Genomic DNA, 23709 nt, shown 5'->3' with positions numbered 1-23709 from the left:
ACATGCCGACTCGCGCAGCAGTAGAAACGAAAATTTTTTAAGGGAGTAATGATGCAAAAACAGTTTAAACAATGGATCTTGCTGGCTGCTTTGGTACCGGCTTTCGCATCGGCTCAATCGCTCCAGAGCCAATCGGCAGCGCCGGCATCGGCTGCGGCTACAGCGGCTCCGGATCCGGCGAAGCAAGCTGCGATCAAGAGCCTGCTGGATGCAATCGACGCGCAAAAGCTCGTCGGCGCCATTGGTAACAGCGCGCAAATGCAGTCGAAGCAACTGGTTCCGGCCATCTTGTCCGACGCTCTGAGCGAAAACAAGACGCTGAACGACAAGCAGAAACAAGCGGCAGTTCCTCAGCTCCAGAAGGACACGGTACCGAAGCTGGTTGACTCGGCAGGTCAGGTGTTTGCAACCGACTCGTTCCGTCAGGACGCCATGCAAGCTCAGTACGACGCTTACGCGAAGTACTACACCACGGCTGAAATCAACGACCTGACGACGTTCTACAAGAGCCCGACAGGACGCAAGTTCATCCAGGTTCAGGACCAGGTTGGTCGTGACGTGGTGAACGGCCTGATGCAAAAGTACATGCCGCAATCGATCAAGGCAACGCGTACGCAAGCAGACAGGGAAGTGGCAGCCGTCAAGCCGGCTAAGTAAAGTTACCGGCTCGCCAACCGGAGGCCGCGAGCGAGGTTGCCAGCGCGGTCGTAGTTTGGCGGGTTTTCGGGACGGTGCGATAATGGCTGTTTGCGTGCATACGCAAACAGCCATTTCTTTTTCAGGCGCGGTTTCGGTGTGATTCAGCGTTATCGCTGAGGTGCTCGCCGTCGCGTCCGGCTTTTCGGGGTCTCTATTCTCATGCGCGTGTTCAATTTCTCCGCTGGTCCTGCTGCAATGCCCGAAGAAGTACTCCGTCAAGCTGCCGACGAAATGCTCGACTGGAACGGCAGTGGAATGAGCGTGATGGAAATGAGTCATCGCGGTGCCGAATTCATGTCGATTCATGAAGCGGCGCTGACCGATCTTCGCGATCTGCTCAAGGTGCCCGCGTCGCACCGGATCTTGTTCCTGCAGGGCGGCGGGATTGGCGAGAACGCCATCGTGCCGTTGAACCTGCTTGGATCGCGCAAGACGGCGGATTTCGTGGTGACCGGTTCCTGGTCGCAGAAATCGTTCAAGGAAGCGCAGAAATACGGCACGCCGCATATCGCGGCAAACGGCAAGACGGACCAGGGCTTCACGCACGTCCCGAAGATCGCCGAATGGCATCTCTCCGACGACCCCGCGTACGTCCATCTCTGCACGAACGAAACCATCGACGGCGTGGAAACGTTCGAGATTCCCGATCTCGGTTCCGTGCCGCTGGTTGCCGACGCTTCGTCGCACATTCTTTCCCGCCCGATGGACATCGCCAAATATGGCGTGCTCTTTGGCGGCGCGCAGAAGAATATCGGCATGGCGGGCGTGACGGTCGTGATCGTGCGCGAGGATCTGCTCGATCGCGCGCTGGCTATTTGTCCTTCGGCGTTCGAATGGAAGACCATCGCCGAAAACAATTCCATGTACAACACGCCGCCCACCTACGCCATCTACATTGCCGGCCTCGTTTTCAAGTGGCTGAAAAAGCAGGGCGGACTGCAAGTCATGGAGGCGCGCAGCATAGAGAAGTCGTCGCTGCTGTATGACACCATCGACTCGAGCAGTTTCTATCTGAACAAAGTTGAGCGTCAGTCGCGCTCGAGAATGAACGTACCGTTTTTTCTCGCCGACGAAACCCGTAACGAAGCATTCCTGGCCGGCGCGAAAGCGCGCGGCCTGCTGCAGCTGAAAGGCCACAAGTCGGTCGGCGGCATGCGCGCGTCCATCTATAACGCCGTGCCGCTCGAAGCGGTGAAGACGCTTGTTGAGTATATGAAGGAATTCGAGCAGGCCAGCGCTTGACGCTGGCGGCGTTTTCTTTTTGATGCTTCACCTTGCCTGACCGACTCAAACAAACATTGCATGGACGACGACCTTAATTCTCGACTCAAACCACTGCGTGAACGCATCGATGCGCTCGACGCGCAACTCATCGCGCTCCTGAACCAGCGTGCCGCGGTCGCGCTCGAAGTGGGCGAAGTGAAAAAGCATTTCAACGCGCCGGTGTTTCGCCCGGAACGCGAACTGCAGGTGATCGCGCGGCTCCAGGACATGAGCGAAGGACCGCTCGGCGGCGATCACATCAGCGCGATCTGGCGTGAAATCATGGCGGCCAGCCGCGCGCTCGAACAGACGCTTCGGGCCGCGTTTCTCGGACCGGTTGGCACGTACAGCGAGCAGGCGATGTTCGAGTATTTCGGACATTCCATTGAAGGCTTGCCGTGTCCCTCCATCGACGAAGTGTTTCGTTCCGTTGAAGCGGGCGCGGCCGAGTTTGGTGTCGTGCCGGTCGAGAATTCGGCGGAAGGCGCGGTGTCGCGGACGCTGGATCTGCTGTTGCAGACATCGCTTGTGATCGGCGGCGAACTGGCCTTGCCGATTCACCATAATTTGTTGAGCGCAACTGGCTCGCTCGAAGGCGTGACGCGTGTGTTTGCCCATCCGCAAGCGCTCGCGCAATGCCAGCATTGGTTGACCGCGAATGCGCCCACGTTGACGCGCCAGGCGGTATCGAGCAATGCGGAAGCGGCGCGGCTCGCGGTCGACGACCCGACCATTGCCGCGATTGCCGGCGACCGGGCCGCAACGCATTACGGCCTGGGCGTGGTCAGTTCCATGATTCAGGACGACCCGCATAACCGCACGCGCTTTGTGATGATTGGCAAGGAGCGCACCGGCGCGAGCGGGTTCGACCAGACTTCGCTGATTGTTTCGGTGGCGAACGAGCCCGGCGCATTGCTGAAACTGCTTGAACCGCTGGCACGGCATGGTGTGTCGATGACGCGTTTCGAGTCGCGCCCGGCGCGCGTCGGCACGTGGGAATACTACTTTTATATCGACGTCGAAGGCCATCGCGACGATGCCGCCGTCGCCGCCGCGCTCGCCGAACTCGGCGAAAAAGCCGAGTTCCTCAAGGTCCTTGGATCGTATCCGCGCGCTCGTTGAGTCCTGATAAAAAACGCTGGAGAAACTATGACATCGCAATTCGGCCCTTCCTACGTGCGTGCGATCGCGCCTTATATTGCCGGCAAGCCGATCTCGGAAGTGGCGCGTGAATTTGGGTTGAACGAAGCGGACATCGTGAAGCTCGCATCGAATGAAAATCCGCTTGGCATGCCCGAATCGGCGAAGCGCGCGATGACGCAAGCCATGGCCGAACTCGGCCGCTATCCGGATTCGAACGGCTTCGAGTTGAAGGCCGCGCTCGGCGAGCGCTATGGCGTGCCGCCGGAGTGGATCACGCTTGGCAACGGCAGCAACGATATTCTCGAAATTGCCGCGCATGCATTGGTGGAAAAGGGCCAGTCGGTGGTTTATTCGCAATACTCGTTCGCGGTCTATGCGCTTGCCACACAAGGCCTGGGGGCGCGCGCGATTGTCGTGCCGGCTGTGAAATACGGTCACGATCTGGATGCGATGCTCGCCGCAATCGCCGACGACACGCGGCTCGTGTTCGTCGCGAATCCGAACAACCCAACGGGTACCTTCATTGAAGGTCCGGCGCTCGAAGCATTTATCTCGCGCGTGCCGCGGCACGTGGCAATCGTGCTGGACGAGGCGTACACGGAATACCTGGCGCAGGACAAGCGCTACGATTCCATCGAATGGGTGCGTCGTTATCCGAACCTGATCGTGTCACGGACTTTTTCCAAGGCGTTCGGTCTGGCTGGATTGCGCGTGGGTTTTGCCATCGCCCAGCCGGAACAGACCGATTTGCTGAACCGGCTGCGCCAGCCGTTCAATGTGAATTCGCTCGCGCAAGCCGCGGCTATCGCTGCGTTGAAGGACACGGCGTTTCTCACGAAGAGCGCGGAGATCAACGCGGCGGGTTATCGCCGGCTGACCGAAGCGTTCGATAAACTCGGCCTGGAATACGTGCCCTCAGACGGCAACTTCGTGATGGTGCGCGTGGGCCAGGACGACGCCGCCGGCCAGCGCGTCAATCTCGCGTTGCTCAGGCAGGGCGTGATCGTGCGCCCGGTGGCGAACTATGGCCTGTTGCCGTGGCTGCGTGTCACGATTGGTTTGCCGGAAGAAAACGAGGCGTTTATTGCCGCGCTCGAAAAAGCGTTGGCGGCAACAGCCTGATCGTTTCAGGGTTCGCCTGGGGCTTGCATGCGAGCCCTTGATTTTTCACTCTCGCGCCTTCGGGCGCGTTTTTATCGATGTGCCGTGGCTGCGTTCTCATTCAATAAACTCGTGATTTTCGGTGTCGGCCTGATCGGCGGATCGCTTGCGCGCGCGTTGCGCGAACGCGCCGGCGCGACGGGCGAAATCATCGGCGTCGGCCGTTCTGCGAGATCCGTCGAACGCGCGCTGGAACTTGGCGTGATCGATTCCGCCGTACTTTTTGACGACGACACCGCGCTGGAAAAAGCGCTGCACGATGCCGATTTTGTCCTGATCGCGGCGCCCGTTGCGCAAACCGAGCCGCTGCTGCGAAGGATCGTGCCGTTCCTGGACGCACGCACTATAGTCACCGATGCCGGCAGCACAAAAAATGATGCCGTTGCCGCAGCGCATGCAGCGCTTGGCGCGCGTGCTGCGCAGTTCGTGCCGGGCCATCCCATAGCCGGCCGTGAGTCGAGCGGTGTTGATGCCGCGCTGCCCGATCTTTACGTCGATAAAAACGTGGTGCTCTGTCCGCTCCCGGAGAACGCGCCGCAATCCGTGGAACGCGTCGCCGAAATGTGGCGTGAAACGGGCGCCTGCGTGCATCGGATGAGCGCCGAGCAGCACGACGGCGTGTTCGCGGCGGTGAGCCACTTGCCGCACGTGTTGTCGTTCGCGCTCGTCGAACAGATTCTGGAAGCGCCGGACGCCGCGCTGAAATTCTCGTTCGCGGCGGGCGGTTTTCGCGATTTCACGCGGATCGCGGCATCGAGCCCGGAAATGTGGCGCGACGTGTGTATCGCGAACCGCGCGGCGTTGCTGACCGAAATCGATGCTTATACCCACGTACTGGCGCGTTTTCGCCAGGCTATCGAAGCTTCCGACGCCGCCGCGCTCGAAGCCGCATTCGAGCGCTCGCGCCAGGCGCGAAGCCAATGGCAACAAGGCGGCGCGATCAAAACCGCCGACGATTCCGCACAATAGTTAACTGGACTTGCACATGGAACATCTCGATCTCGGACCTTTTTCACGTGCGTCCGGCACGCTCCGGCTGCCCGGATCGAAGAGCATTTCTAACCGCGTTCTGCTGCTCGCCGCGTTGGCGCAAGGCGAAACGGTCATCACCAATCTTCTTGATTCCGACGATACCCGCGTCATGCTCGCCGCGCTCGATACGCTCGGCGTCGAAGTCAAGAACGATGGCGAGCGTTGCGTCGTGAAGGGCACGGGCGGCGGCTTTCCCGTGAAAGCGGCGCAACTGTTTCTCGGCAACGCCGGCACCGCGGTGCGGCCGCTCACGGCGGCGCTTGCGTTGAACGGTGGCGAATATCGCGTGCATGGCGTGCCGCGCATGCACGAGCGGCCGATCGGCGATCTTGTGGATGGCCTGCGCCAGATCGGCGCCGCGATCGATTACGAAGGAAACGCTGGATTCCCGCCGCTGCGCATCCACCCGGCGCAGATTTCCGTCGATCAGCCGATCAAGGTTCGCGGCGACGTTTCCAGCCAGTTCCTGACCGCGCTGTTGATGAGCTTGCCGCTTGCGCACAGCACGCGCGGCCCGATCGTGATCGAAGTTGAAGGCGAACTGATTTCGAAACCGTATATAGAGATCACGATCAAGCTGATGGAGTGTTTCGGGATGACCGTCGAGCGCGACGGCTGGTCGCGCTTCACGCTGCCGGCGGGCGCCCGTTATCAATCGCCGGGCGCGATCGCGGTGGAAGGCGACGCGTCGTCGGCGTCATATTTTCTCGCGGCCGGCGCGCTGGGCGGCGGGCCGCTGCGCGTGGAAGGCGTGGGCCGCGCGAGCATTCAGGGCGACGTGAATTTCGCCGATGCGCTGATCCGCATGGGCGCGAACGTGATGCTCGGCGACGACTGGATCGAAGTGCGCGGCGTGGAATCCGACGACGGCCGCCTAACGCCCATCGACATGGATTTCAACCTGATCCCGGATGCCGCCATGACCATTGCAGTCGCGGCGCTGTTCGCCAACGGCACGACCACGCTGCGCAATATTGCGAGCTGGCGCGTGAAGGAAACCGACCGCATCGCCGCAATGGCCACCGAACTGCGCAAGGTCGGCGCAACGGTGGAAGAGGGCGCGGACTATTTGGTCGTGACGCCGCCGGCGCAACTCACGCCGAATGCGGCTATCGACACCTACGACGATCATCGGATGGCCATGTGTTTCTCGCTCGTGAGCCTCGGGCGCGTGCCGGTGCGCATCAACGATCCGAAATGCGTGGCGAAGACTTTCCCGGATTACTTCGAGCAATTTGCCCGGCTGGCGAGGGCGTGATGACTGTGACTTATATATATAGACGGGCCGTTCTTGGCCGCCCGGGACGCCCGCGATGAAACCGACCCGTCCCTTTCATCAAACGCCGGTCATTACCATCGACGGCCCAACGGCCTCGGGCAAGGGCACCGTGGCCGCCGTGGTCGCGGCCACACTGGGCTTCCATTTGCTCGATAGCGGCGCGTTGTACAGGCTCACCGCACTGGCGAGCGCGCGTTACAACATCGAGCCCGATAACGGCGATGCACTCGCGGAACTCGTGGCCGAGCTTCACATCACGTTTCGCGAAGGCTGCGCGCAACTCGATGGCGTAGACGTTTCCACCGAGATTCGCGCCGAGGAAGTCGGCAACCGCGCGTCGGCGATTGCGGTGCACAGTCAGGTTAGGACGGCGCTGATTGCCCGCCAACGCGCGTTCCGCAAGCCTCCGGGGCTCGTCGCGGATGGCCGCGACATGGGAACTGTTATTTTCCCCGATGCAACGCTCAAGGTATTCCTCACGGCGAGCGTGGAAGCGCGCGCCGCGCGGCGGCATAAGCAATTGATACAAAAAGGCTTTTCTGCTAATATGGAAGACTTGCTGCGAGATTTGCGCGAGCGGGACGCACGGGACAGCAGCCGCGCGGCCGCACCGCTCAAGCCCGCAGTGGACGCGAAGACCCTGGACACTTCCGGACTCTCCATCGACCAGGCGGTCGATCAGATCATCGGGTGGTACAAGGCAATTCACGTTTAAGGCGCTGTATTCGTTGTTTACGTGTTGCAAAAAGCCGACAGATTTGTCGGCCGAAGTTCTGGAAGTTCGTTGGAGCTCCATGAGAAACATGGAGCATGTTTTAACCCCTCAACCCCGTGTGGCGCTCGCTTTTTTCTTGCAATCAGCCCGAATGTTTCGGGCAGGCAAACGCGAAGTAGCCGCGCAACTATAGATTTTTATGTCCGACCTGCAAACATCTACCCCGAATACCGAATCTTTTGCGGCTCTGTTCGAAGAGTCGTTGACCAAGCAGGACATGCGTGCGGGTGAAGTCATCTCCGCCGAAGTCGTGCGTGTCGACCACAATTTCGTGGTTGTCAACGCTGGTCTCAAGTCCGAAGCCTACATCCCGCTCGAAGAATTTCTGAACGACGCGGGCGAGGTAGAAGTGCAGGCGGGCGACTTTGTTTCAGTGGCTATCGATGCGCTGGAAAACGGTTATGGCGACACTATCCTGTCGCGTGACAAGGCGAAGCGTCTGGCTTCGTGGCTGTCGCTGGAAAAAGCGCTGGACAACAACGAACTCGTGACCGGCACGATCACGGGCAAGGTCAAGGGCGGCATGACCGTAATGGTCAACGGCATCCGCGCGTTCCTGCCGGGTTCGCTGGTTGACACGCGTCCGGTCAAGGACACGACCCCGTACGAAGGCAAGACCCTCGAATTCCGCGTGATCAAGCTCGACCGCAAGCGTAACAACGTCGTGTTGTCGCGCCGCGCCGTGATCGAAGCCACACAAGGCGAAGAGCGCGCAAAGCTGCTCGAAACGCTGAAGGAAGGCGCGATCGTGGAAGGCGTGGTCAAGAACATCACCGACTACGGCGCATTCGTGGACCTCGGCGGTATCGACGGCCTGCTGCACATCACGGACATCGCATGGCGTCGTGTGCGTCACCCGAGCGAAGTGCTGTCGGTTGGCCAGGAAGTCACCGCGAAGATCCTCAAGTTCGACCAAGAGAAGAACCGCGTTTCGCTGGGTATCAAGCAACTCGGCGACGATCCGTGGGAAGGCATTTCCCGCCGCTACCCGTCGGGCACGCGCCTGTTCGGCAAGGTCACGAACATCACCGACTACGGCGCATTCGTTGAAGTGGAATCGGGCATCGAAGGCCTGGTTCACGTGTCGGAAATGGACTGGACGAACAAGAACGTTGCACCGTCGAAGGTTGTGCAGCTTGGCGACGAAGTCGAAGTCATGGTTCTCGAAATCGACGAAGACCGCCGCCGCATCAGCCTCGGCATGAAGCAGTGCAAGCCGAACCCGTGGGACGACTTCAGCCGCAACTTCAAGAAGGGCGACAAGCTGGAAGGCGCCATCAAGTCGATCACCGACTTCGGCGTGTTCATCGGTTTGCCGGGCGGCATCGATGGTCTGGTTCACCTCTCGGACCTGTCGTGGAGCGAAACGGGCGAAGAAGCAGTTCGCAAGTACAAGAAGGGCGACGAAGTTCAGGCAATCGTTCTGGGCATCGACGTGGAGAAGGAACGCATTTCCCTGGGTATCAAGCAGCTCGAAGGCGATCCGTTCAGCAATTTCGTGGCAATGAACGACAAGGGTGCGACGGTTGACGGCGTGGTCAAGTCGGTTGACGCGAAGGGCGCAGTCGTGACGTTGACGGCGGACGTGGAAGGTTATCTGCGTGCTTCGGAAATCGCTCAGGACCGCGTGGAAGATGCTCGCAACGTGCTGAAGGAAGGCGACAAGGTCAACGCGATGATTATCAACATCGATCGCAAGTCGCGTGGCATCAACCTGTCGATCAAGGCCAAGGATTCGGCTGAGCAACAGGAAGCTATCCGTGGTCTGGCTTCGGCTGACTCAAGCACGGCCGCAACCGGCACGACGAACCTTGGCGCGCTGTTGAAGGCCAAGCTCGACGGCCAGAACAGCTAAGCCGCAGGTATTGCTGCAGCATGACCAAATCGGAATTGGTCGCCCAACTGGCGCTGCGATTTCCGCAACTTGTTCTTAAAGATGCGGATTTCGCAGTGAAGACGATGCTCGATGCGATGTCGGACGCCTTGGCAAATGGTCATCGCATTGAAATTCGCGGCTTCGGCAGTTTCGGGCTCAATCGCCGGCCATCGCGCGTTGGCCGCAATCCCAAGTCAGGGGAAAAAGTGCTGGTACCGGAGAAATTCGTACCGCATTTCAAACCGGGCAAGGAGTTGCGTGAACGTGTCGATGGGCGGGCGGGCGAGCCGCTGAAGCAGTCGAATGAACCGGACAGCGACGAAGACGACGATATCGTTTGATCAACGTCCAATTCCTGGCGGTTCAAGCGCCGCATAGCCAGCGGCAAATGACCGAAAAAAGCACCCATCCGGGTGCTTTTTTTATGCCTGCGCGGCAATGTGTCCGGGTAGACCGATCGGCCTAACGCCCCAAGCTTTGCGCTTCGCTCCATACGCATCAATTACAATACCGGACGCTCACCCACCTCCGGCGACGTGGCGCGCGCATTGCGCGTCAGCGAAAGCCGTGGCTTGGTTATGAGCCGCTTCATCCGGTTATTGCCGTCAAAGAGACCCTTATGAAATTTTTTGTCTGGCTGATTCGTATCCTCGTTTTCATCGTGTTGCTGGTGCTTGCGCTCGCCAACACGCAAACGGCGACGCTTAATTTCCTTGCCGGCTATTCGTGGAGTGCGCCGCTTATCCTGATCGGGCTGGCGTTTTTTGTGGTCGGCTTGCTGGCCGGATTGCTGTCCTCGCTGCCGACAGTATTTCGCCTGAGGATGGAAAATGCCCGGCTCAAGCGGGAGTTGCGCACGGTGCGTGACGTGCCGGTCGTCCCGCAGGACCCGCCCATGCCGCCACTGATTTAACGGGTCGCAAGCGTGAATGCGCTTGGCGCCGGCGTCACGCAATCGCCGCATTCGCCCCTAACTTAAACAATAATTCGCATGGATCTAGATTTCTGGTGGTTGCTTGTCATTCCCGTCGCGTTTGCGCTTGGCTGGATGGCTTCCCGCTATGACCTGAAAACGCTACTGTCCGAAAACGCCAATCTGCCGCGCTCGTACTTTCGCGGCCTCAATTTCCTGCTGAACGAGCAGCACGACAAAGCCATCGATGCGTTTATTGAAGTGGCGAAGCTCGATCCTGAAACCATCGAACTGCACTTTGCACTCGGCAATCTGTTTCGCCGGCGCGGGGAAACCGACCGCGCGATCCGCGTGCATCAAAATTTGCTGAGTCGTCCCGATCTTCCTGTCGCCGAGCGCGATCACGCGCTGTACGAACTCGGGCAGGATTTCCTGAAAGCGGGCCTGCTCGATCGTGCGGAAGAGACGTTCCGCTCGCTCGAGGCGGGTGAGTACGCGCTTGGTGCGCAACGGGCGCTGCTGACCATTTACGAGATCGAAAAGGACTGGAACAAGTCGATTGCCACGGCCGAGCGCATCGAGCAAATGGGTGCGGCTTCGCTCGCCAAGGAAGTTGCGCAGTTTCATTGCGAGCTCGCACAGGAAGCGCTGCAGCGCAAGAACCCTGCCGATGCGCGCGCCGAGTTGAAACTTGCGCTCGCGGCGAATCCGGAGAACGTGCGCGCGACTATCCTAGTTGGCGATGTGGATGCAGCCGGCGGCGACCTGGAAGCGGCAATTGTGTGCTGGCGCCGGGTGGAGGCGCAAAACCCGGCCTATCTGCCACTGGTCGCGGAAAAGCTGGTGCAAGCCTACACGCAACTTGGCCGGACCGCCGAAGGCGTGGATCTGCTGGTCGACTTTGTAAACCGCTATCCGACCAATGATCTACTCGACGTCGCGTTCAAGCATGTATCCGAACTGCGCGGGCTAGATGCTGCGCACACGCTCGCGCGGCATCAGATGCAGACGTCGCCGAACCTCGCAGGCATGACGCGGTTGCTGGAGGCGCAAGTGGCGACCGCCGAGGAGCCGCGCCGTAGCGAACTCGAACTCATGCGTGCGCTCGTCAAGCAGCGGACCAAAAACCTGCCGCGCTACACGTGCCAGAATTGTGGTTTTCGCGCGCGTCTTTTTTATTGGCAATGCCCAGGCTGCAGTGGCTGGGAAACCTATGCACCGCGCCGGGTGGAACCGATCACCGCAGCCGCCTGAAGGTGAGCGCATCGGTCGCCCGTGCGGGCCAATTGCGCGCCAGGGACCCAGGTCCCGCATGGTGCATGCAATGTTTAAATCGATCGGATTTCGTGGCCGTCGTGGCCTGATTTTCGACACTCACCGGATCCTCCGGAACGCATATGAAAATATCCATCATCGGGACGGGCTACGTCGGACTTGTGACCGGCGCGTGCCTTGCTGAAATCGGTAACGACGTGCTCTGCCTCGATGTCGATCCGACCAAGATCGACATCCTCAACAACGGCGGCGTGCCGATCCACGAACCGGGCCTTCTCGAAATGCTCAAGCGCACTCGGGCCGCGGGGCGGATTCGCTTTTCGACCGATATAAAAGAGAGCGTCGAGCACGGCGAGATTCAGTTCATTGCTGTGGGAACGCCTCCCGACGAAGACGGTTCTGCGGATCTGCAATACGTGCTCGAAGCGGCGCGAAACATCGGGCGATATGCGAACGGCTTTAAAGTGATCGTCGATAAATCCACGGTCCCGGTCGGCACGGCCCAGCACGTTCGCCGGGTGATCGAAGAGCAGTTGCGGGAGCGCGGCATCGAGCCGACCGGACAGAACGGGTTCTCCGTGCTGTCGAATCCTGAGTTCCTGAAAGAAGGCGCGGCCGTTGATGACTTCATGCGTCCTGACCGCATCGTGCTAGGCGTTGACGACGACGAAGCCGGCCAGCGCGCGCGCGAAAAGATCAAGGTTCTTTACGCGCCGTTCAACCGCAATCACGAGCGCACGCTCTATATGGACGTGCGCTCGGCCGAGTTCACGAAATACGCGGCCAACGCCATGCTGGCCACGCGCATCTCGTTCATGAACGATCTCTCGAATCTCGCCGATGCAGTCGGTGCGGACATCGAGGCGGTGCGTCGTGGGATTGGATCGGATCCGCGCATCGGTTACCACTTCCTGTACGCAGGTTGCGGTTATGGCGGTTCGTGTTTCCCGAAGGACGTGCAGGCGCTCGCACAAACGGCGCGCGAAAACGGGCATCGGCTGCGGATTCTAGAAGCGGTCGAAGAAGTGAACGATCTGCAGAAGGAAATACTCGTCACGAAGATCACGAAGCGCATGGGCGAAGACTTGCGCGGGCGCACGTTCGCCGTGTGGGGGCTCGCGTTCAAGCCGAATACCGACGACATGCGCGAAGCGTCGAGCCGCCCGCTGATCGGCGCGCTGCTTGCGCGGGGCGCGACGGTGCGTGCCTACGATCCCGTGGCGCTGGCGGAAAGCCGCCGCGTTTTCGCGCTCGATCTCGCCGACAAAGCCGATCAACTCGAGCGCCTTCTTTTTGTCGATTCACAAAAAGACGCGCTGCCGGGCGCGGATGCGCTCGTGATCGTGACCGAGTGGAAGGAATTCAAGAGTCCGGACTTCGCGCATTTGAAGAGCGAACTCAAGATGCCCGTCATCTTCGACGGCCGCAACCTGTATGAACCCGAGGCGATGGCGGAACTCGGCATCGATTATTTTGCAATAGGACGTCCCCATGTCGAACTCACTCACGCCTGAAATCGCATCGGGTGCGTCGGTGAGCCGGATTGCTTCGGTTCCGCGCGCTCGCATTGCCGCGGCGCGCGTGCTGGTGGTCGGCGACGTGATGCTCGACCGCTACTGGTTTGGCGACGTGAACCGTATCTCCCCGGAAGCGCCGGTGCCGGTCGTGCACGTGCAGCGCAAGGAGGACCGGCTTGGCGGCGCGGCCAACGTCGCGCGCAACGCGGCGGCGCTCGGTGCGCAAGCCGGCCTCCTGTGCGTGGTCGGGCACGACGAGCCCGGCGAGTGCATTGTCCAGTTGCTGGACGAGAGCCGCGTGACGGCTCATCTGGAGCGCGATCCGGAGTTGCTCACGACCATCAAGCTGCGCGTTTTATCGCGGCAGCAGCAACTGCTGCGCGTCGATTTCGAGAACTCGCCCACGCACGAAGTGTTGAGCGCGTGCCTTGCACGCTTCGAAACACTTTTGCCGCAACACGATGTGATCCTGATGTCGGACTACGCGAAGGGCGGTTTGACGCACGTCACGCAGATGATCGCGGACTCCCGCCGAACCGGCAAAGCCGTGCTGGTCGATCCGAAGGGCGACGACTGGGACCGTTATCGCGGCGCCACGCTGATCACGCCGAACCGCGCCGAATTGCGCGAAGTGGTCGGGCGCTGGAATTCCGAAGAAGATTTGCTGGCGCGCGTGACCGCGTTGCGCGAATCGCTGGAAATCAGCGCGCTCTTGCTTACGCGCTCGGAAGAAGGCATGACGCTTTTCACCGCCGACAAAGTCGTCCACACGCAGGCCGATGCACGCGAAGTGTATGATGTTTCGGGTGCGGGAGACACGGTCATTGCAACCGTTGCAACCATGCTGGGCGCGGGCGTGCCGCTGATTGACTCCATCGCTTACGCCAACCGGGCGGCGGGAATCGTCGTCGGAAAACTGGGTACGGCGACCGTGGACTACAACGAACTTTTCGCCTGATATTCGGCTAAAACCACCATGACAATCATCGTTACCGGCGCGGCCGGTTTTATTGGCAGCAATATCGTCAAGGCGCTCAACGAGCGTGGCGAACAACGGGTGATCGCGGTCGACAACCTGACGCGCGCCGATAAATTCAAGAACCTGGTCGATTGCGAGATCGACGATTATCTCGATAAAACCGAGTTCGTCGCGCGCTTCAAACGCGGCGATTTCGGCAAGGTGAAAGCCGTTTTCCACGAAGGCGCGTGCTCCGACACCATGGAGACGGACGGCCGCTACATGATGGAAAACAACTTCCGCTACAGTCGAGACGTGCTGGATACTTGCCTCGCAAATGGCGTGCAGTTTCTGTATGCATCGTCGGCGGCGGTTTATGGCGGATCGAGCGAATTCGTGGAAAACCGCGAACTGGAGAAGCCGCTGAATGTATACGGCTATTCGAAATTCCTCTTCGATCAAATCATTCGCCAGATCCTGCCGACCGCAAAAAGCCAGATTGCGGGCTTCCGGTACTTCAACGTGTATGGTCAGCGCGAGACCCACAAAGGGCGCATGGCTTCGGTAGCGTTCCACAACTTCAACCAGTTTCGTGCCGATGGCAAAGTGAAGCTGTTCGGCGAATACAACGGTTATGGCGCGGGCGAGCAGACGCGCGATTTCGTTTCCGTGGAAGACGTGACCAAGGTGAACCTGCACTTCTTCGATCATCCGGAGAAGTCGGGAATCTTCAATCTCGGCACTGGGCGCGCGCAGCCGTTCAACGACATTGCGTCGACGGTGGTGAACTCGTTGCGCGCAATCAACGGCGAGCCGCCGCTGTCGCTCGCCGAGCTCGTGCAGCGCGGCTTGATCGAATACATTCCGTTTCCCGACGCACTGCGCGGCAAGTATCAATGCTTCACGCAGGCGAACCAGTCGAAGCTGCGCGATGCAGGCTACGACGCACCGTTCCTGACGGTACAGGAAGGCGTCGATCGCTACGTGCGTTGGCTATTCGGTCAGCTATAAAAGCGCTTGCCGTTTTTCTACACTGGGTCTCCCGGTCAGCGATCAGCGCGGACCGGTTTTCAAGGGAGACTCACATGATCAAGAAATTTGTTGCCGCGTTTGCGCTGGCTGTATCAATGGCGTCGGCGTTCGCTGCCGTCGATATCAACGCGGCCAATTCCGACGCCTTGCGCGGTATCAAGGGCATCGGCCCGGCAAAGGCAAAAGCCATTCTCGACGAACGCGAGGCGCACGGCCCTTTCAAGGACGCGGCCGAGCTCAGTAAGCGCGTCAAGGGAATGGGCGGCAAGACGGTCGAGAGACTGCAGGCCGAAGGGCTGACCATCGGCTCGGGCGGGGCAGCGGTAGCTGCGGCGGGAGCCGCTGGCAAACCCGCTGGGGGAACCTTAGCCAAGCCGGCTGCCGGCGCGGTTGTCGTGAAGAAGTAGTGCCGTACGCATCGGCCGGCGCGCCGGTCGGCCGATGCGGTTTTTCGCGCAGCTTTTGAGCGCATGCTCTCAATGCCTGTGCACCCCTGAGCCCAATAGGGCCGGCGGCATCAAAAGAACCCGTGGGCTACAATCAAAAGCTCTACGTTTCGCAGCAGACAAGACCGCTATGGCTTACAAAACTATTGAAGACACCATTGGCAATACGCCGCTGGTGCAACTGGTCCGGATTCCGGACGACGAAATCCGCGCGCGAAACAACGTGATCCTCGGCAAGCTGGAGGGCAACAACCCGGCGGGCTCGGTGAAGGACCGCCCGGCGCTGTCCATGATCAAGAAGGCGGAAGAGCGTGGCCGTATCAAGCCCGGCGACACGCTGATCGAATCGACCAGCGGCAACACGGGCATTGCACTTGCCATGGCGGCCGCTATTCGCGGCTACAAGATGGTGCTGCTGATGCCGGAGGATCTGTCGATTGAACGCCGCCAGAGCATGGCCGCATACGGCGCGGAAATCGTGCTCACGCCGGTGACGGGCGGCATGGAATACGCGCGCGATCTGGCCGAGCAAATGCAGCGCGACGGCAAAGGCACGATCCTTGACCAGTTTGCCAATCCTGATAATCCGGTCGCTCACTATGAGACCACGGGTCCGGAGTTGTGGCGCGATACGGAAGGGCGCATTACCCACTTCGTTTCCGCAATGGGCACGACCGGCACGATCATGGGTGTATCGCAGTATTTAAAGGAGCAGAACGAAAAGATCGAGATTGTCGGCGCGCAGCCGGAAGAGGGTTCGCGTATTCCTGGCATTCGCAAATGGCCTGAAGCGTATTTGCCGAAGATCTTCGATCGTAGCCGCGTGGATCGAACGGAAAGTGTCAGTCAGGCAGCATCCGAAGCCATGGCGCGGCGGTTGGCATCGGTGGAAGGCATCTTCTGTGGAATCTCCGCCGCCGGCGCATGCGAAGTAGCGCTGCGCGTGGCGCGTCAGGTTGAGAACGCGACCATCGTGTTCGTGGTTTGCGATCGTGGCGACCGCTATTTGTCGACAGGCGTGTTTCCGGCCTGATGCCTGGTATTAGCCGAAGAAAGGACGTTAAAAAGCCCGGAAAAGTCCGGGCTTTTTAACGTCTGAATGAGGCGTCGTTCATTGCGAAGCAGATACTCCTCCACCCGCTGCCATTTGCGCCTTGACCGCTTCGCCCAGTTGATACACGGCGAGCGCGTAGAAAAAACTGCGGTTATACCGGGTCAGCACATAGAAGTTCTTTAGTCCAAGCGTGTATTCCGTCAAGCGGCCCGGCGTCGGCAAATCGACGACCGTTACGGGCGTTCCCGCTTCTGCGGAAGTATTGAGCCCTGGCTCACCCATCAGCATGCCCGCTTTCGTGAGCTGCGCGAGCGACCAGTGCGGCTCGGGCTGGCCGTCGGCTGCGGCTTGCGCAATTCCCTGACTGCCCACATCGCCGGCGATCTTCCAGACCACCGGGCGTCCGGACTCCCAGCCATGCTGTTTCAGGTAATTCGCCACGCTGCCAATGGCGTCCGCGCTGCTCGTTCGCAAATCGATATGGCCATTGCCATCGAAATCGACGGCGTATTTCACGATGCTGCTAGGCAGGAATTGCGGAATGCCGATAGCACCGGTGTACGAGCCCAGCACCGTGGTGGGATCGATTTGCTGATCGTGTGTCCAGACCAGCAGATCCTCCAGATTCTTGCGGAATGTCGCCTGCCGTTCTTCGCGATTCGGCGTGTTGGGGTAATCGAAGGTCAGCGTGGTCAATGCGTCGAGCGCGCGGAAATTGCCCATGTAACGGCCATAGATGGTCTCCACGCCGATAATCCCGACGATCGCCTCCGGCGGCACGCCATATTGATCCGACGCACGTTGCAGCGCGGCCTGGTTCGCGCGCCAGAACTTCACGCCGGCGGCTATGCGTACCGGCTCGATGAAACGCGCCTGATAGGCACGCCAGTTCTTGGTGGCGGGCGTGGGCGAGGGCAAGACCAGCTTGACGGCGGTAGCGGAGTAGCTCACGCGGTTAAAGAGTGCGTGCAGCGAGCCGGAATCGAAGTCATAACGCGCGACGAGATCGTTGATGAACGCGTCTACATTCGGATTGTTCGCGTAGCGCTGCGGCACAATTTCTTCTTCGAAGTCTTGCCCTTGCGGCACCGCGGGTTGCGGCGAGCCTTGCGCCGCTGCCCGGCCAGTACTTAACGCGCCGAGCGCACCAGCAAGACAGGCGATTGAGATGAAGCGCGCGGTCGCACGGCGCGTGGTTCGCGCCGAAAGAGGCAAGCTGATCGAAGCAAACTTGAAGGTCATAGTGAGCGAAGTTATGGCGGAATAACGCGAGGCGCGCGGGAAATGCGCACAGTGCATACAAGATTCGGGTCAGTATAACCGACGTGTTTTCAAGGCTATCCCGAAAGCCGGCTCACGCGCGGGAGTCCGCAAACCCGTATCCAACATGCGTATTGGTTTCAGTGTGGTAACTTAACGGGAAACCGCGCGATATCGCTTCTTGCCATGGCTTGGGCAGGTCGAAGGACAGATCGAAAGGCAATCGAAGTCCCGCATCGCGTATGACAAAAACATCTGAACGTTTCGAGAGACACGCGCGGCCGTCCGGCGCGGCAAACCATCATGGCTACCGGCTTCTATACCCATCCAGATTGCCTTCTTCACGACATGGGGCCGTGGCATCCCGAGTGTCCCGCCCGTCTTCAGGCAATCGAGGACCAGTTGATTGCAGCCCGTATCGATTCGTTGATCGAGCGCGAAGAAGCGCCGTTCGCAAGCGTCGAGGATCTGGCGCGGGTTCACACACAGGCGCATATCGACTTCGTGAAGCAGACGGCGCCATTGACGGGCTACGCGGAGATCGATCCCGACACGCTGATGTCGCCCGGCTCATATCACGCGGCTCTGCGCGCAGCGGGCGCGGCGGTGGCGGCCACCGACGCCGTGATCGCCGGCACCTATGACAACGCATTTTGCAGCGTGCGCCCGCCCGGACATCACGCGGAACCGGCGCGCGCCATGGGCTTTTGTTTCTTCAACAACATAGCCATTGCAGCGCGTCACGCGCTCGAGGTGCATGGCCTGCAGCGCGTGGCGATCATCGACTTCGATGTGCATCACGGCAACGGCACCGAAGCCGCCTTTTCAGGCGATCCGCGCGTGCTCATGTGCAGCTTCTTCCAGCACCCGTTCTACCCCTACAGCGGCGCCGGTAATCACGCCCCGAACATGGTCAACCTGCCCATGCCGGCGCGTACGAAAGGCATGGCGGTGCGTGAAGCCGTCGACATGATGTGGTTGCCGAGGCTCAACGAATTCAAGCCGGAGATGATCTTCGTCTCGGCAGGTTTCGACGCGCATCGCGAGGACGATCTTGGCAACATGGGCCTGGTCGAGGACGACTATACGTGGCTGACCGAGCAGATTTGCACGGTGGCGCGGCGGCATGCCAAAGGGCGCATAGTCAGTTCGCTCGAAGGCGGCTATAACCTTTCGGCGCTCGGGCGCAGCGTGGTCGCGCATGTGCGTGCGCTGGCCGAAATTTGATGCCGCAACGGCCACGCGTCAATTCCTGTTTAGATGCAGGTCCGCGCGCACGAGCGTCCAGTCAATCAACGCCTTGATCACACGATCGCGGTCAAGATCGTTGAGCGTCTCGTGGTAGCTACCTTCCAGCATCAATAGCGTCTTGTCGGTCGAACCTGCATGGGCTTCGAATTCGCGGCTGCCGTCCGGATTCGTCAGCGCATCGTGGGTGCCGTGAAAAACGAACAGCGGCAACGTGATCGATTGCCTCCGGGCTTCAATGCGCGCCATGGCCGAGCCAATCTCCGCGACCGTGCGCGCGGGAATCGCCTGATGATGAACAAGCGGATCACGCCGGTTCGCCTCGACTACGCCGTGGGCGCGCGACAACGTTGCGGGGTCGATGGCCATCGCCGGAAAGCGCGGCATGAAGCGGCTGACGACGCCGCCCATCGCCAGTTTCCAGCGCGGCGCACTGGCCGGCATTCTCAACGCCGCGCTCGACAGAATCAGACCCGCGAGCGTGCGGCCACTTTCCGGCAAGCGCTCGGCTGCGTACAGCGCGGCAATCGCGCCGCCCATGCTATGACCCATCAGCAGCAGCGGCACGCCGGAAGGCGCGGTCGATTGCGCTGCGCTCAGCAGGGCGTCGGTATCGAGCAGATAGTCATTGATGGAATCGATCCACACGCGCTCGCCCGGCGACCTGCCGTGACCGCGCAGATCCATTGCAATCAGTTCGATGCCCGCCGCATTCAGCCGCAGCGCCAGCGCCTCGTAACGCCGCGCATGTTCGGCCAGCCCGTGCACCAGTGCGATTCTCGCCAGCGGCTTGGGGAACGACGGGGCGGCTTCCCATCGGTGCAGAAAAAGGTCGATGCCATCGCGCGTGGCAACGCTGCTGGTGGAATACGTGCTGCGCTCGACTTTCGGCATGGCAGATCGGCTGTGTCAGGATGGCGCTGATGATAGCGTCTGCGTCGCCGAACAGGGTTTTAGAGCAAATCCCCGATTGTCTCGGAAGACAGATCGTGCGTAAAATAGCACGGTCGTTCTGTAAAGAATAAGAATCTTACTGAATTCAAAAACTTGACGAGTCCTTTCGCGGCGGGTTGTCACCGTTGCGTCCTTGGCGTTCGACGACGGGAGTCACTCGTTATAATGGGACTGGTGACGTATTCGTAACTCAGGAGCGTGTGCATGAAAATCTTGGTACCAGTCAAACGCGTGGTCGACTACAACGTGAAGGTCCGGGTAAAGCCGGATGGCAGTGCAGTCGATATCGCGAACGTGAAGATGTCAATGAATCCGTTCGATGAAATCGCCGTGGAAGAAGCCGTGCGCCTGCGTGAAGCGGGCGTGGCGACCGAGGTGATCGCAGTGTCGTGCGGCGTGACGCAATGCCAGGAGACGCTGCGCACGGCCATGGCGATTGGCGCGGATCGGGCAATCCTGGTTGAATCGACTGAGGAATTGCAGCCGCTCGCGGTCGCGAAGATCCTCAAGGCGCTGGTCGATAAAGAACAGCCGCAACTGATCATCCTTGGCAAGCAGGCCATTGACGACGATTCGAACCAGACGGGCCAGATGCTTGCCGCGTTGGCTGGTTTGCCGCAGGCGACGTTTGCGTCGAAGGTGACAGTGGCCGACGGCCGCGTTTCCGTTGCGCGTGAAATCGATGGCGGTTCCGAAACCTTGTCGCTGACGCTTCCCGCCGTCATCACCACGGATTTGCGCCTGAACGAGCCGCGCTACGTCACGCTGCCGAACATCATGAAGGCCAAGAAAAAGCCGATGGAAACCATCAAGCCTGCCGATCTCGGCGTGGATGTCACACCGCGTCTCAAGACGCTGAAAGTCGCCGAACCGCCGCAGCGCTCCGCTGGCGTGAAGGTGCCGGACGTGAAGACGCTGGTCGAGAAGCTGAAGACCGAAGCCAAGGTTCTGTGAGGGAGTTGAGAAAGTGACCATTCTTGTAATTGCAGAACACGACAACGCATCCATCAAGGCAGCGACGCTGAACACCATCGCGGCTGCATCGAAGATTGGGGGCGACGTGCACGTGCTCGTGGCTGGCGCGAACGCACAAGGCGCAGCCGATGCCGCCGCAAAAATCGCAGGTGTTTCGAAGGTGCTTCTGGCCGATGCGCCGCAACTCGCCGAAGGACTCGCGGAGAACATCGAGGGCACCGTGTTGCAGATTGCGAAGAACTATTCGCATATCCTCGCGCCGGCAACCGCGTACGGCAAGAACATCGCGCCGCGCATTGCAGCGCATCTGGACGTGGCGCAGATCAGCGACATCACCGCGGTGGACAGCGCCGACACGTTCGAGCGGCCAATCTACGCGGGCAACGCAATCGCGACCGTTCAATCAAGCGACGCCATCAAGGTCATCACCGTGCGCTCTACGGGCTTCGATCCAGTCTCGGGGGAAGGCGGCAGTGCGCCGGTCGAGAAAATCGAAGCTGCTGCGGACTCGGGCATCTCGAAGTTCGTGAGCCGCGAAGTGACCAAGCTGGACCGGCCGGAACTGACATCGGCGCAGATCATCGTGTCGGGCGGCCGAGGTCTTGGCAACGGCGAGAACTACACGGCTGTGCTTGAGCCTTTGGCGGACAAGCTGGGCGCGGCGCTGGGTGCATCGCGTGCTGCAGTCGACGCAGGGTTCGTCCCGAACGATTATCAGGTCGGGCAAACAGGCAAGATCGTGGCGCCGAACTTGTACGTTGCTGTGGGCATTTCGGGCGCGATCCAGCATTTGGCCGGGATGAAGGATTCGAAGGTCATCGTCGCGATCAACAAGGACGCCGAAGCGCCTATCTTCGGCGTCGCGGACTACGGACTCGTGGGCGATTTGTTCACCGTGGTGCCGGAGTTGGTGAAAGAGCTGGGCTGACTGGTTGAATAAAGCCGGACGACAAAAAAGGGGCGACGCATGTGCGCCCCTTTTTACATCTAGTGGGGAGACAAGACATGAGCTATAACGCGCCCGTCAAGGACATGTTGTTCGTGATGAAGGAACTCGCGGACATTGAGAGTATCGCGGCGCTGCCGGGTTTCGAGGACGCCAGCCTCGACACCGCTCGCGCCGTGCTCGAAGAAGCCGCGCGTTTCAACGGGGAAGTGGTCGCGCCGCTGAACGTTGAGGGCGACAGGAATCCGAGCGCGTGGAAAAACGGCGAAGTGATCACCACGCCGGGATTCAAGGACGCTTTTCGCCAGTTCGGCGAAGGCGGCTGGCAAGGCGTGCTGCATCCGGTCGAATACGATGGACAAGGCCTGCCGAAACTCATCGCGACGCCGTGTATAGAAATGTTGAATGCGGCAAACCTGTCGTTCGCTTTGTGCCCGCTGCTCACCGATGGCGCTATCGAAGCGCTGCTCACCGCCGGCACCGACGAACAAAAGCAGCGCTATGTGCCAAAGCTGATTTCGGGCGAATGGACCGGCACCATGAACCTGACCGAGCCGCAAGCGGGCTCCGATCTCGCGCTCGTGCGCACGCGCGCCGAGCCGCAAGGCGACGGCACGTACAAGGTATTCGGCACAAAAATATTCATCACCTACGGCGAACACGACATGGCGAAGAACATCGCTCATCTCGTGCTGGCGCGCACGCCTGGCGCGCCCGATGGCGTGAAGGGCATATCGCTGTTCATCGTTCCCAAGTTCCTCGCCGATAAAACCGGCGCGCCCGGCGAGCGTAACGACGTGCATTGCGTATCGATTGAACACAAGCTCGGGATCAAGGCGAGCCCGACCGCCGTGCTGCAATTCGGCGACCACGGCGGCGCGGTCGGCGAGTTGATCGGCGAGGAAAATCGCGGGCTCGAATACATGTTCATCATGATGAACGCCGCGCGCTTCGCGGTCGGATTGCAGGGCGTGGCCGTTTCCGAGCGGGCTTACCAGAAGGCCGTTGCGTTTGCGAAGGAGCGCGTGCAGAGCCGGCCGGTCGATGGCTCGGCGAAACAACCGGTATCGATCATTCATCATCCCGACGTGCGCCGCATGCTGCTGACCATGCGCTCGCTGACCGAGGCGTCGCGCTCGCTCGCTTACGTGGCGGCGGCGCATTGCGACTTCGCGCACCATCATCCCGATGAAGCCACCCGGGCAAATCATCAGGCCATCTACGAATTCCTCGTGCCGATCGTGAAAGGCTGGAGCACGGAGCTGTCCGTCGATGTCACGAGCCTTGGCGTGCAGGTTCATGGCGGCATGGGTTTTATCGAGGAAACGGGCGCGGCCCAGCATTATCGTGATGCCCGGATTCTTTCCATCTACGAAGGCACGACCGCGATCCAGGCGAATGACCTGATTGGCCGCAAGACCGTGCGCGACGGCGGCGCGACCGCGTTGGCGATGCTTGCGCAGATGGATCAGACCATCGCGCTTTTGGCCGATCGGGAAGGGCAGGCGTTCAAGTCCATGCACCGGCACTTGAGCGCGGGCAGTCTAGCGTTGGCGCGTGTGGTCGAGTTCATGGTCGCGAAGGTGAAGAGCGACCCGAACGCGGCGTTTGCCGGCAGCGTGCCTTATCTGAAGCTCGCAGGCATTGTGCTCGGCGGATGGCAAATGGCGCGGGCGCTGCTGGTGGCATCGGATAAACGCGCCGAAGATCAGGCGTTTTACGACGCGAAGATTGCAACGGCGCAGTTCTTTGCCGAGCATGTCTTGTCGCAGGCGCCGGGTATCGAGGCGTCGATTGTCAGCGGCAACGGGCAGGAAGGGTATCTTGCGTTGAACGAAGCGCAGTTCTAAATGCATTGAGTGTTGAAGCGTTAAAAAAGGCCGTCTCCTTGCAGGGACGGCCT

22 protein-coding genes are annotated in these 23709 nt (G+C 60.3%); 20 read left to right on the top strand and 2 right to left on the bottom strand.

Annotation, left to right across the window (positions count from 1 at the left end; genetic code table 11):
* Positions 1–51 precede the first annotated feature (51 nt).
* The 16 genes from AWB64_RS14410 to cysM all read left to right on the top strand — a co-directional run bounded on the left by AWB64_RS14410 (position 52) and on the right by cysM (position 16402).
* Positions 52–657, top strand: a complete 606-nt coding sequence (locus AWB64_RS14410; protein ID WP_060856161.1) for a DUF2059 domain-containing protein — start codon at positions 52–54, stop codon at positions 655–657.
* A gap of 201 nt (positions 658–858) precedes the next feature.
* Positions 859–1941: a 3-phosphoserine/phosphohydroxythreonine transaminase gene (gene serC, locus AWB64_RS14405; protein ID WP_060856096.1), complete on the top strand. Its 1083-nt coding sequence runs from the start codon at positions 859–861 to the stop codon at positions 1939–1941.
* 60 nt (positions 1942–2001) lie between these two features.
* Positions 2002–3084, top strand: a complete 1083-nt coding sequence (pheA, locus tag AWB64_RS14400) for a prephenate dehydratase (protein WP_060856095.1) — start codon at positions 2002–2004, stop codon at positions 3082–3084.
* Positions 3085–3111: 27 nt separating this feature from the next.
* Positions 3112–4227 carry a histidinol-phosphate transaminase gene (hisC, locus tag AWB64_RS14395; RefSeq protein ID WP_060856094.1) on the top strand — a complete coding sequence of 372 codons (1116 nt, stop codon included), beginning with the start codon at positions 3112–3114 and terminating at the stop codon, positions 4225–4227.
* 27 nt (positions 4228–4254) lie between these two features.
* Entirely contained in the window at positions 4255–5235 is a 981-nt protein-coding gene (locus AWB64_RS14390) for a prephenate dehydrogenase (RefSeq protein WP_060856093.1), read from the top strand.
* A gap of 16 nt (positions 5236–5251) precedes the next feature.
* Positions 5252–6556, top strand: a complete 1305-nt coding sequence (gene aroA / locus AWB64_RS14385; RefSeq protein ID WP_060856092.1) for a 3-phosphoshikimate 1-carboxyvinyltransferase — start codon at positions 5252–5254, stop codon at positions 6554–6556.
* A gap of 55 nt (positions 6557–6611) precedes the next feature.
* The gene (gene cmk, locus AWB64_RS14380; RefSeq protein ID WP_060856091.1) at positions 6612–7292 is read left to right on the top strand and encodes a (d)CMP kinase; all 681 of its coding nucleotides are present in this window, start codon (positions 6612–6614) and stop codon (positions 7290–7292) included.
* Between the two features lie 199 nt (positions 7293–7491).
* A complete protein-coding gene (rpsA, locus tag AWB64_RS14375; RefSeq protein ID WP_060856090.1) occupies positions 7492–9207 on the top strand; it encodes a 30S ribosomal protein S1 in 1716 nt (571 codons plus the stop codon).
* 20 nt (positions 9208–9227) lie between these two features.
* A complete protein-coding gene (locus AWB64_RS14370) occupies positions 9228–9569 on the top strand; it encodes an integration host factor subunit beta (protein ID WP_060856089.1) in 342 nt (113 codons plus the stop codon).
* 278 nt (positions 9570–9847) lie between these two features.
* Positions 9848–10141, top strand: coding sequence for a LapA family protein (locus AWB64_RS14365; RefSeq protein ID WP_060856088.1), 294 nt, complete (start codon positions 9848–9850; stop codon positions 10139–10141).
* Between the two features lie 78 nt (positions 10142–10219).
* Complete coding sequence (gene lapB, locus AWB64_RS14360; protein WP_060856087.1) at positions 10220–11395, top strand: lipopolysaccharide assembly protein LapB; 1176 nt, start codon at positions 10220–10222, stop codon at positions 11393–11395.
* Positions 11396–11538: 143 nt separating this feature from the next.
* Complete coding sequence (locus AWB64_RS14355) at positions 11539–12930, top strand: UDP-glucose dehydrogenase family protein (protein ID WP_060856086.1); 1392 nt, start codon at positions 11539–11541, stop codon at positions 12928–12930.
* The gene (gene rfaE1, locus AWB64_RS14350) at positions 12908–13891 is read left to right on the top strand and encodes a D-glycero-beta-D-manno-heptose-7-phosphate kinase (RefSeq protein ID WP_060856085.1); all 984 of its coding nucleotides are present in this window, start codon (positions 12908–12910) and stop codon (positions 13889–13891) included. The genes AWB64_RS14355 and rfaE1 overlap by 23 nt, the downstream gene beginning before the upstream one ends.
* An 18-nt stretch (positions 13892–13909) precedes the next feature.
* Complete coding sequence (rfaD, locus tag AWB64_RS14345) at positions 13910–14902, top strand: ADP-glyceromanno-heptose 6-epimerase (protein WP_060856084.1); 993 nt, start codon at positions 13910–13912, stop codon at positions 14900–14902.
* A gap of 74 nt (positions 14903–14976) precedes the next feature.
* Positions 14977–15330 (top strand): ComEA family DNA-binding protein, encoded by a 354-nt coding sequence (locus AWB64_RS14340; RefSeq protein WP_060856083.1) that lies wholly within the window; start codon positions 14977–14979, stop codon positions 15328–15330.
* A gap of 169 nt (positions 15331–15499) precedes the next feature.
* A complete protein-coding gene (gene cysM / locus AWB64_RS14335) occupies positions 15500–16402 on the top strand; it encodes a cysteine synthase CysM (RefSeq protein ID WP_060856082.1) in 903 nt (300 codons plus the stop codon).
* 78 nt (positions 16403–16480) lie between these two features.
* Here the strand turns inward: cysM and mltB are convergent, their stop codons facing one another.
* Positions 16481–17665, bottom strand: a complete 1185-nt coding sequence (gene mltB, locus AWB64_RS14330) for a lytic murein transglycosylase B (RefSeq protein WP_060856160.1) — start codon at positions 17663–17665, stop codon at positions 16481–16483.
* A 321-nt stretch (positions 17666–17986) separates the two neighbouring features.
* Here mltB and AWB64_RS14325 point away from each other — a divergent pair, with 321 nt between their 5' ends.
* Positions 17987–18910 (top strand): histone deacetylase family protein, encoded by a 924-nt coding sequence (locus tag AWB64_RS14325; protein WP_060856081.1) that lies wholly within the window; start codon positions 17987–17989, stop codon positions 18908–18910.
* Between the two features lie 18 nt (positions 18911–18928).
* On the opposite strand, the gene AWB64_RS14320 is transcribed toward AWB64_RS14325, so the two are convergent.
* The gene (locus AWB64_RS14320; protein ID WP_060856080.1) at positions 18929–19825 is read right to left on the bottom strand and encodes an alpha/beta hydrolase; all 897 of its coding nucleotides are present in this window, start codon (positions 19823–19825) and stop codon (positions 18929–18931) included.
* Between the two features lie 264 nt (positions 19826–20089).
* On the opposite strand from AWB64_RS14320, the gene AWB64_RS14315 reads away from it, so the two are divergent.
* The 3 genes from AWB64_RS14315 to AWB64_RS14305 all read left to right on the top strand — a co-directional run bounded on the left by AWB64_RS14315 (position 20090) and on the right by AWB64_RS14305 (position 23656).
* On the top strand, positions 20090–20839 hold the full coding sequence (locus AWB64_RS14315) for an electron transfer flavoprotein subunit beta/FixA family protein (protein WP_060856079.1): 750 nt from the start codon (positions 20090–20092) through the stop codon (positions 20837–20839).
* A gap of 13 nt (positions 20840–20852) precedes the next feature.
* Positions 20853–21788 (top strand): electron transfer flavoprotein subunit alpha/FixB family protein, encoded by a 936-nt coding sequence (locus tag AWB64_RS14310; protein ID WP_060856078.1) that lies wholly within the window; start codon positions 20853–20855, stop codon positions 21786–21788.
* 77 nt (positions 21789–21865) lie between these two features.
* Positions 21866–23656: an acyl-CoA dehydrogenase gene (locus tag AWB64_RS14305; RefSeq protein ID WP_060856077.1), complete on the top strand. Its 1791-nt coding sequence runs from the start codon at positions 21866–21868 to the stop codon at positions 23654–23656.
* The last annotated feature ends 53 nt before the right edge of the window (positions 23657–23709 follow it).

It is taken from the genome of Caballeronia sordidicola (genome assembly GCF_001544455.2).
Classification (GTDB): Bacteria; Pseudomonadota; Gammaproteobacteria; order Burkholderiales; family Burkholderiaceae; genus Caballeronia; species Caballeronia sordidicola.
This window is presented reverse-complemented; position numbering and strand designations above follow the sequence as displayed.

What these genes read in the sequence shown, in the direction of transcription:
- AWB64_RS14390 (WP_060856093.1), top strand. Translation starts at nt 4,255, where the DNA reads ATGCGAGCCCTTGATTTTTCACTCTCGCGCCTTCGGGCGCGTTTTTAT.
- cysM (WP_060856082.1), top strand. Translation starts at nt 15,500, where the DNA reads ATGGCTTACAAAACTATTGAAGACACCATTGGCAATACGCCGCTGGTG.
- mltB (WP_060856160.1), bottom strand. Translation starts at nt 17,665, where the DNA reads ATGACCTTCAAGTTTGCTTCGATCAGCTTGCCTCTTTCGGCGCGAACC.
- serC (WP_060856096.1), top strand. Translation starts at nt 859, where the DNA reads ATGCGCGTGTTCAATTTCTCCGCTGGTCCTGCTGCAATGCCCGAAGAA.
- rpsA (WP_060856090.1), top strand. Translation starts at nt 7,492, where the DNA reads ATGTCCGACCTGCAAACATCTACCCCGAATACCGAATCTTTTGCGGCT.
- AWB64_RS14320 (WP_060856080.1), bottom strand. Translation starts at nt 19,825, where the DNA reads ATGCCGAAAGTCGAGCGCAGCACGTATTCCACCAGCAGCGTTGCCACG.
- AWB64_RS14340 (WP_060856083.1), top strand. Translation starts at nt 14,977, where the DNA reads ATGATCAAGAAATTTGTTGCCGCGTTTGCGCTGGCTGTATCAATGGCG.
- AWB64_RS14365 (WP_060856088.1), top strand. Translation starts at nt 9,848, where the DNA reads ATGAAATTTTTTGTCTGGCTGATTCGTATCCTCGTTTTCATCGTGTTG.
- rfaE1 (WP_060856085.1), top strand. Translation starts at nt 12,908, where the DNA reads ATGTCGAACTCACTCACGCCTGAAATCGCATCGGGTGCGTCGGTGAGC.
- AWB64_RS14325 (WP_060856081.1), top strand. Translation starts at nt 17,987, where the DNA reads ATGGCTACCGGCTTCTATACCCATCCAGATTGCCTTCTTCACGACATG.
- AWB64_RS14355 (WP_060856086.1), top strand. Translation starts at nt 11,539, where the DNA reads ATGAAAATATCCATCATCGGGACGGGCTACGTCGGACTTGTGACCGGC.
- AWB64_RS14370 (WP_060856089.1), top strand. Translation starts at nt 9,228, where the DNA reads ATGACCAAATCGGAATTGGTCGCCCAACTGGCGCTGCGATTTCCGCAA.
- lapB (WP_060856087.1), top strand. Translation starts at nt 10,220, where the DNA reads ATGGATCTAGATTTCTGGTGGTTGCTTGTCATTCCCGTCGCGTTTGCG.
- pheA (WP_060856095.1), top strand. Translation starts at nt 2,002, where the DNA reads ATGGACGACGACCTTAATTCTCGACTCAAACCACTGCGTGAACGCATC.
- aroA (WP_060856092.1), top strand. Translation starts at nt 5,252, where the DNA reads ATGGAACATCTCGATCTCGGACCTTTTTCACGTGCGTCCGGCACGCTC.
- AWB64_RS14315 (WP_060856079.1), top strand. Translation starts at nt 20,090, where the DNA reads ATGAAAATCTTGGTACCAGTCAAACGCGTGGTCGACTACAACGTGAAG.
- AWB64_RS14410 (WP_060856161.1), top strand. Translation starts at nt 52, where the DNA reads ATGCAAAAACAGTTTAAACAATGGATCTTGCTGGCTGCTTTGGTACCG.
- cmk (WP_060856091.1), top strand. Translation starts at nt 6,612, where the DNA reads ATGAAACCGACCCGTCCCTTTCATCAAACGCCGGTCATTACCATCGAC.
- hisC (WP_060856094.1), top strand. Translation starts at nt 3,112, where the DNA reads ATGACATCGCAATTCGGCCCTTCCTACGTGCGTGCGATCGCGCCTTAT.
- rfaD (WP_060856084.1), top strand. Translation starts at nt 13,910, where the DNA reads ATGACAATCATCGTTACCGGCGCGGCCGGTTTTATTGGCAGCAATATC.
- AWB64_RS14305 (WP_060856077.1), top strand. Translation starts at nt 21,866, where the DNA reads ATGAGCTATAACGCGCCCGTCAAGGACATGTTGTTCGTGATGAAGGAA.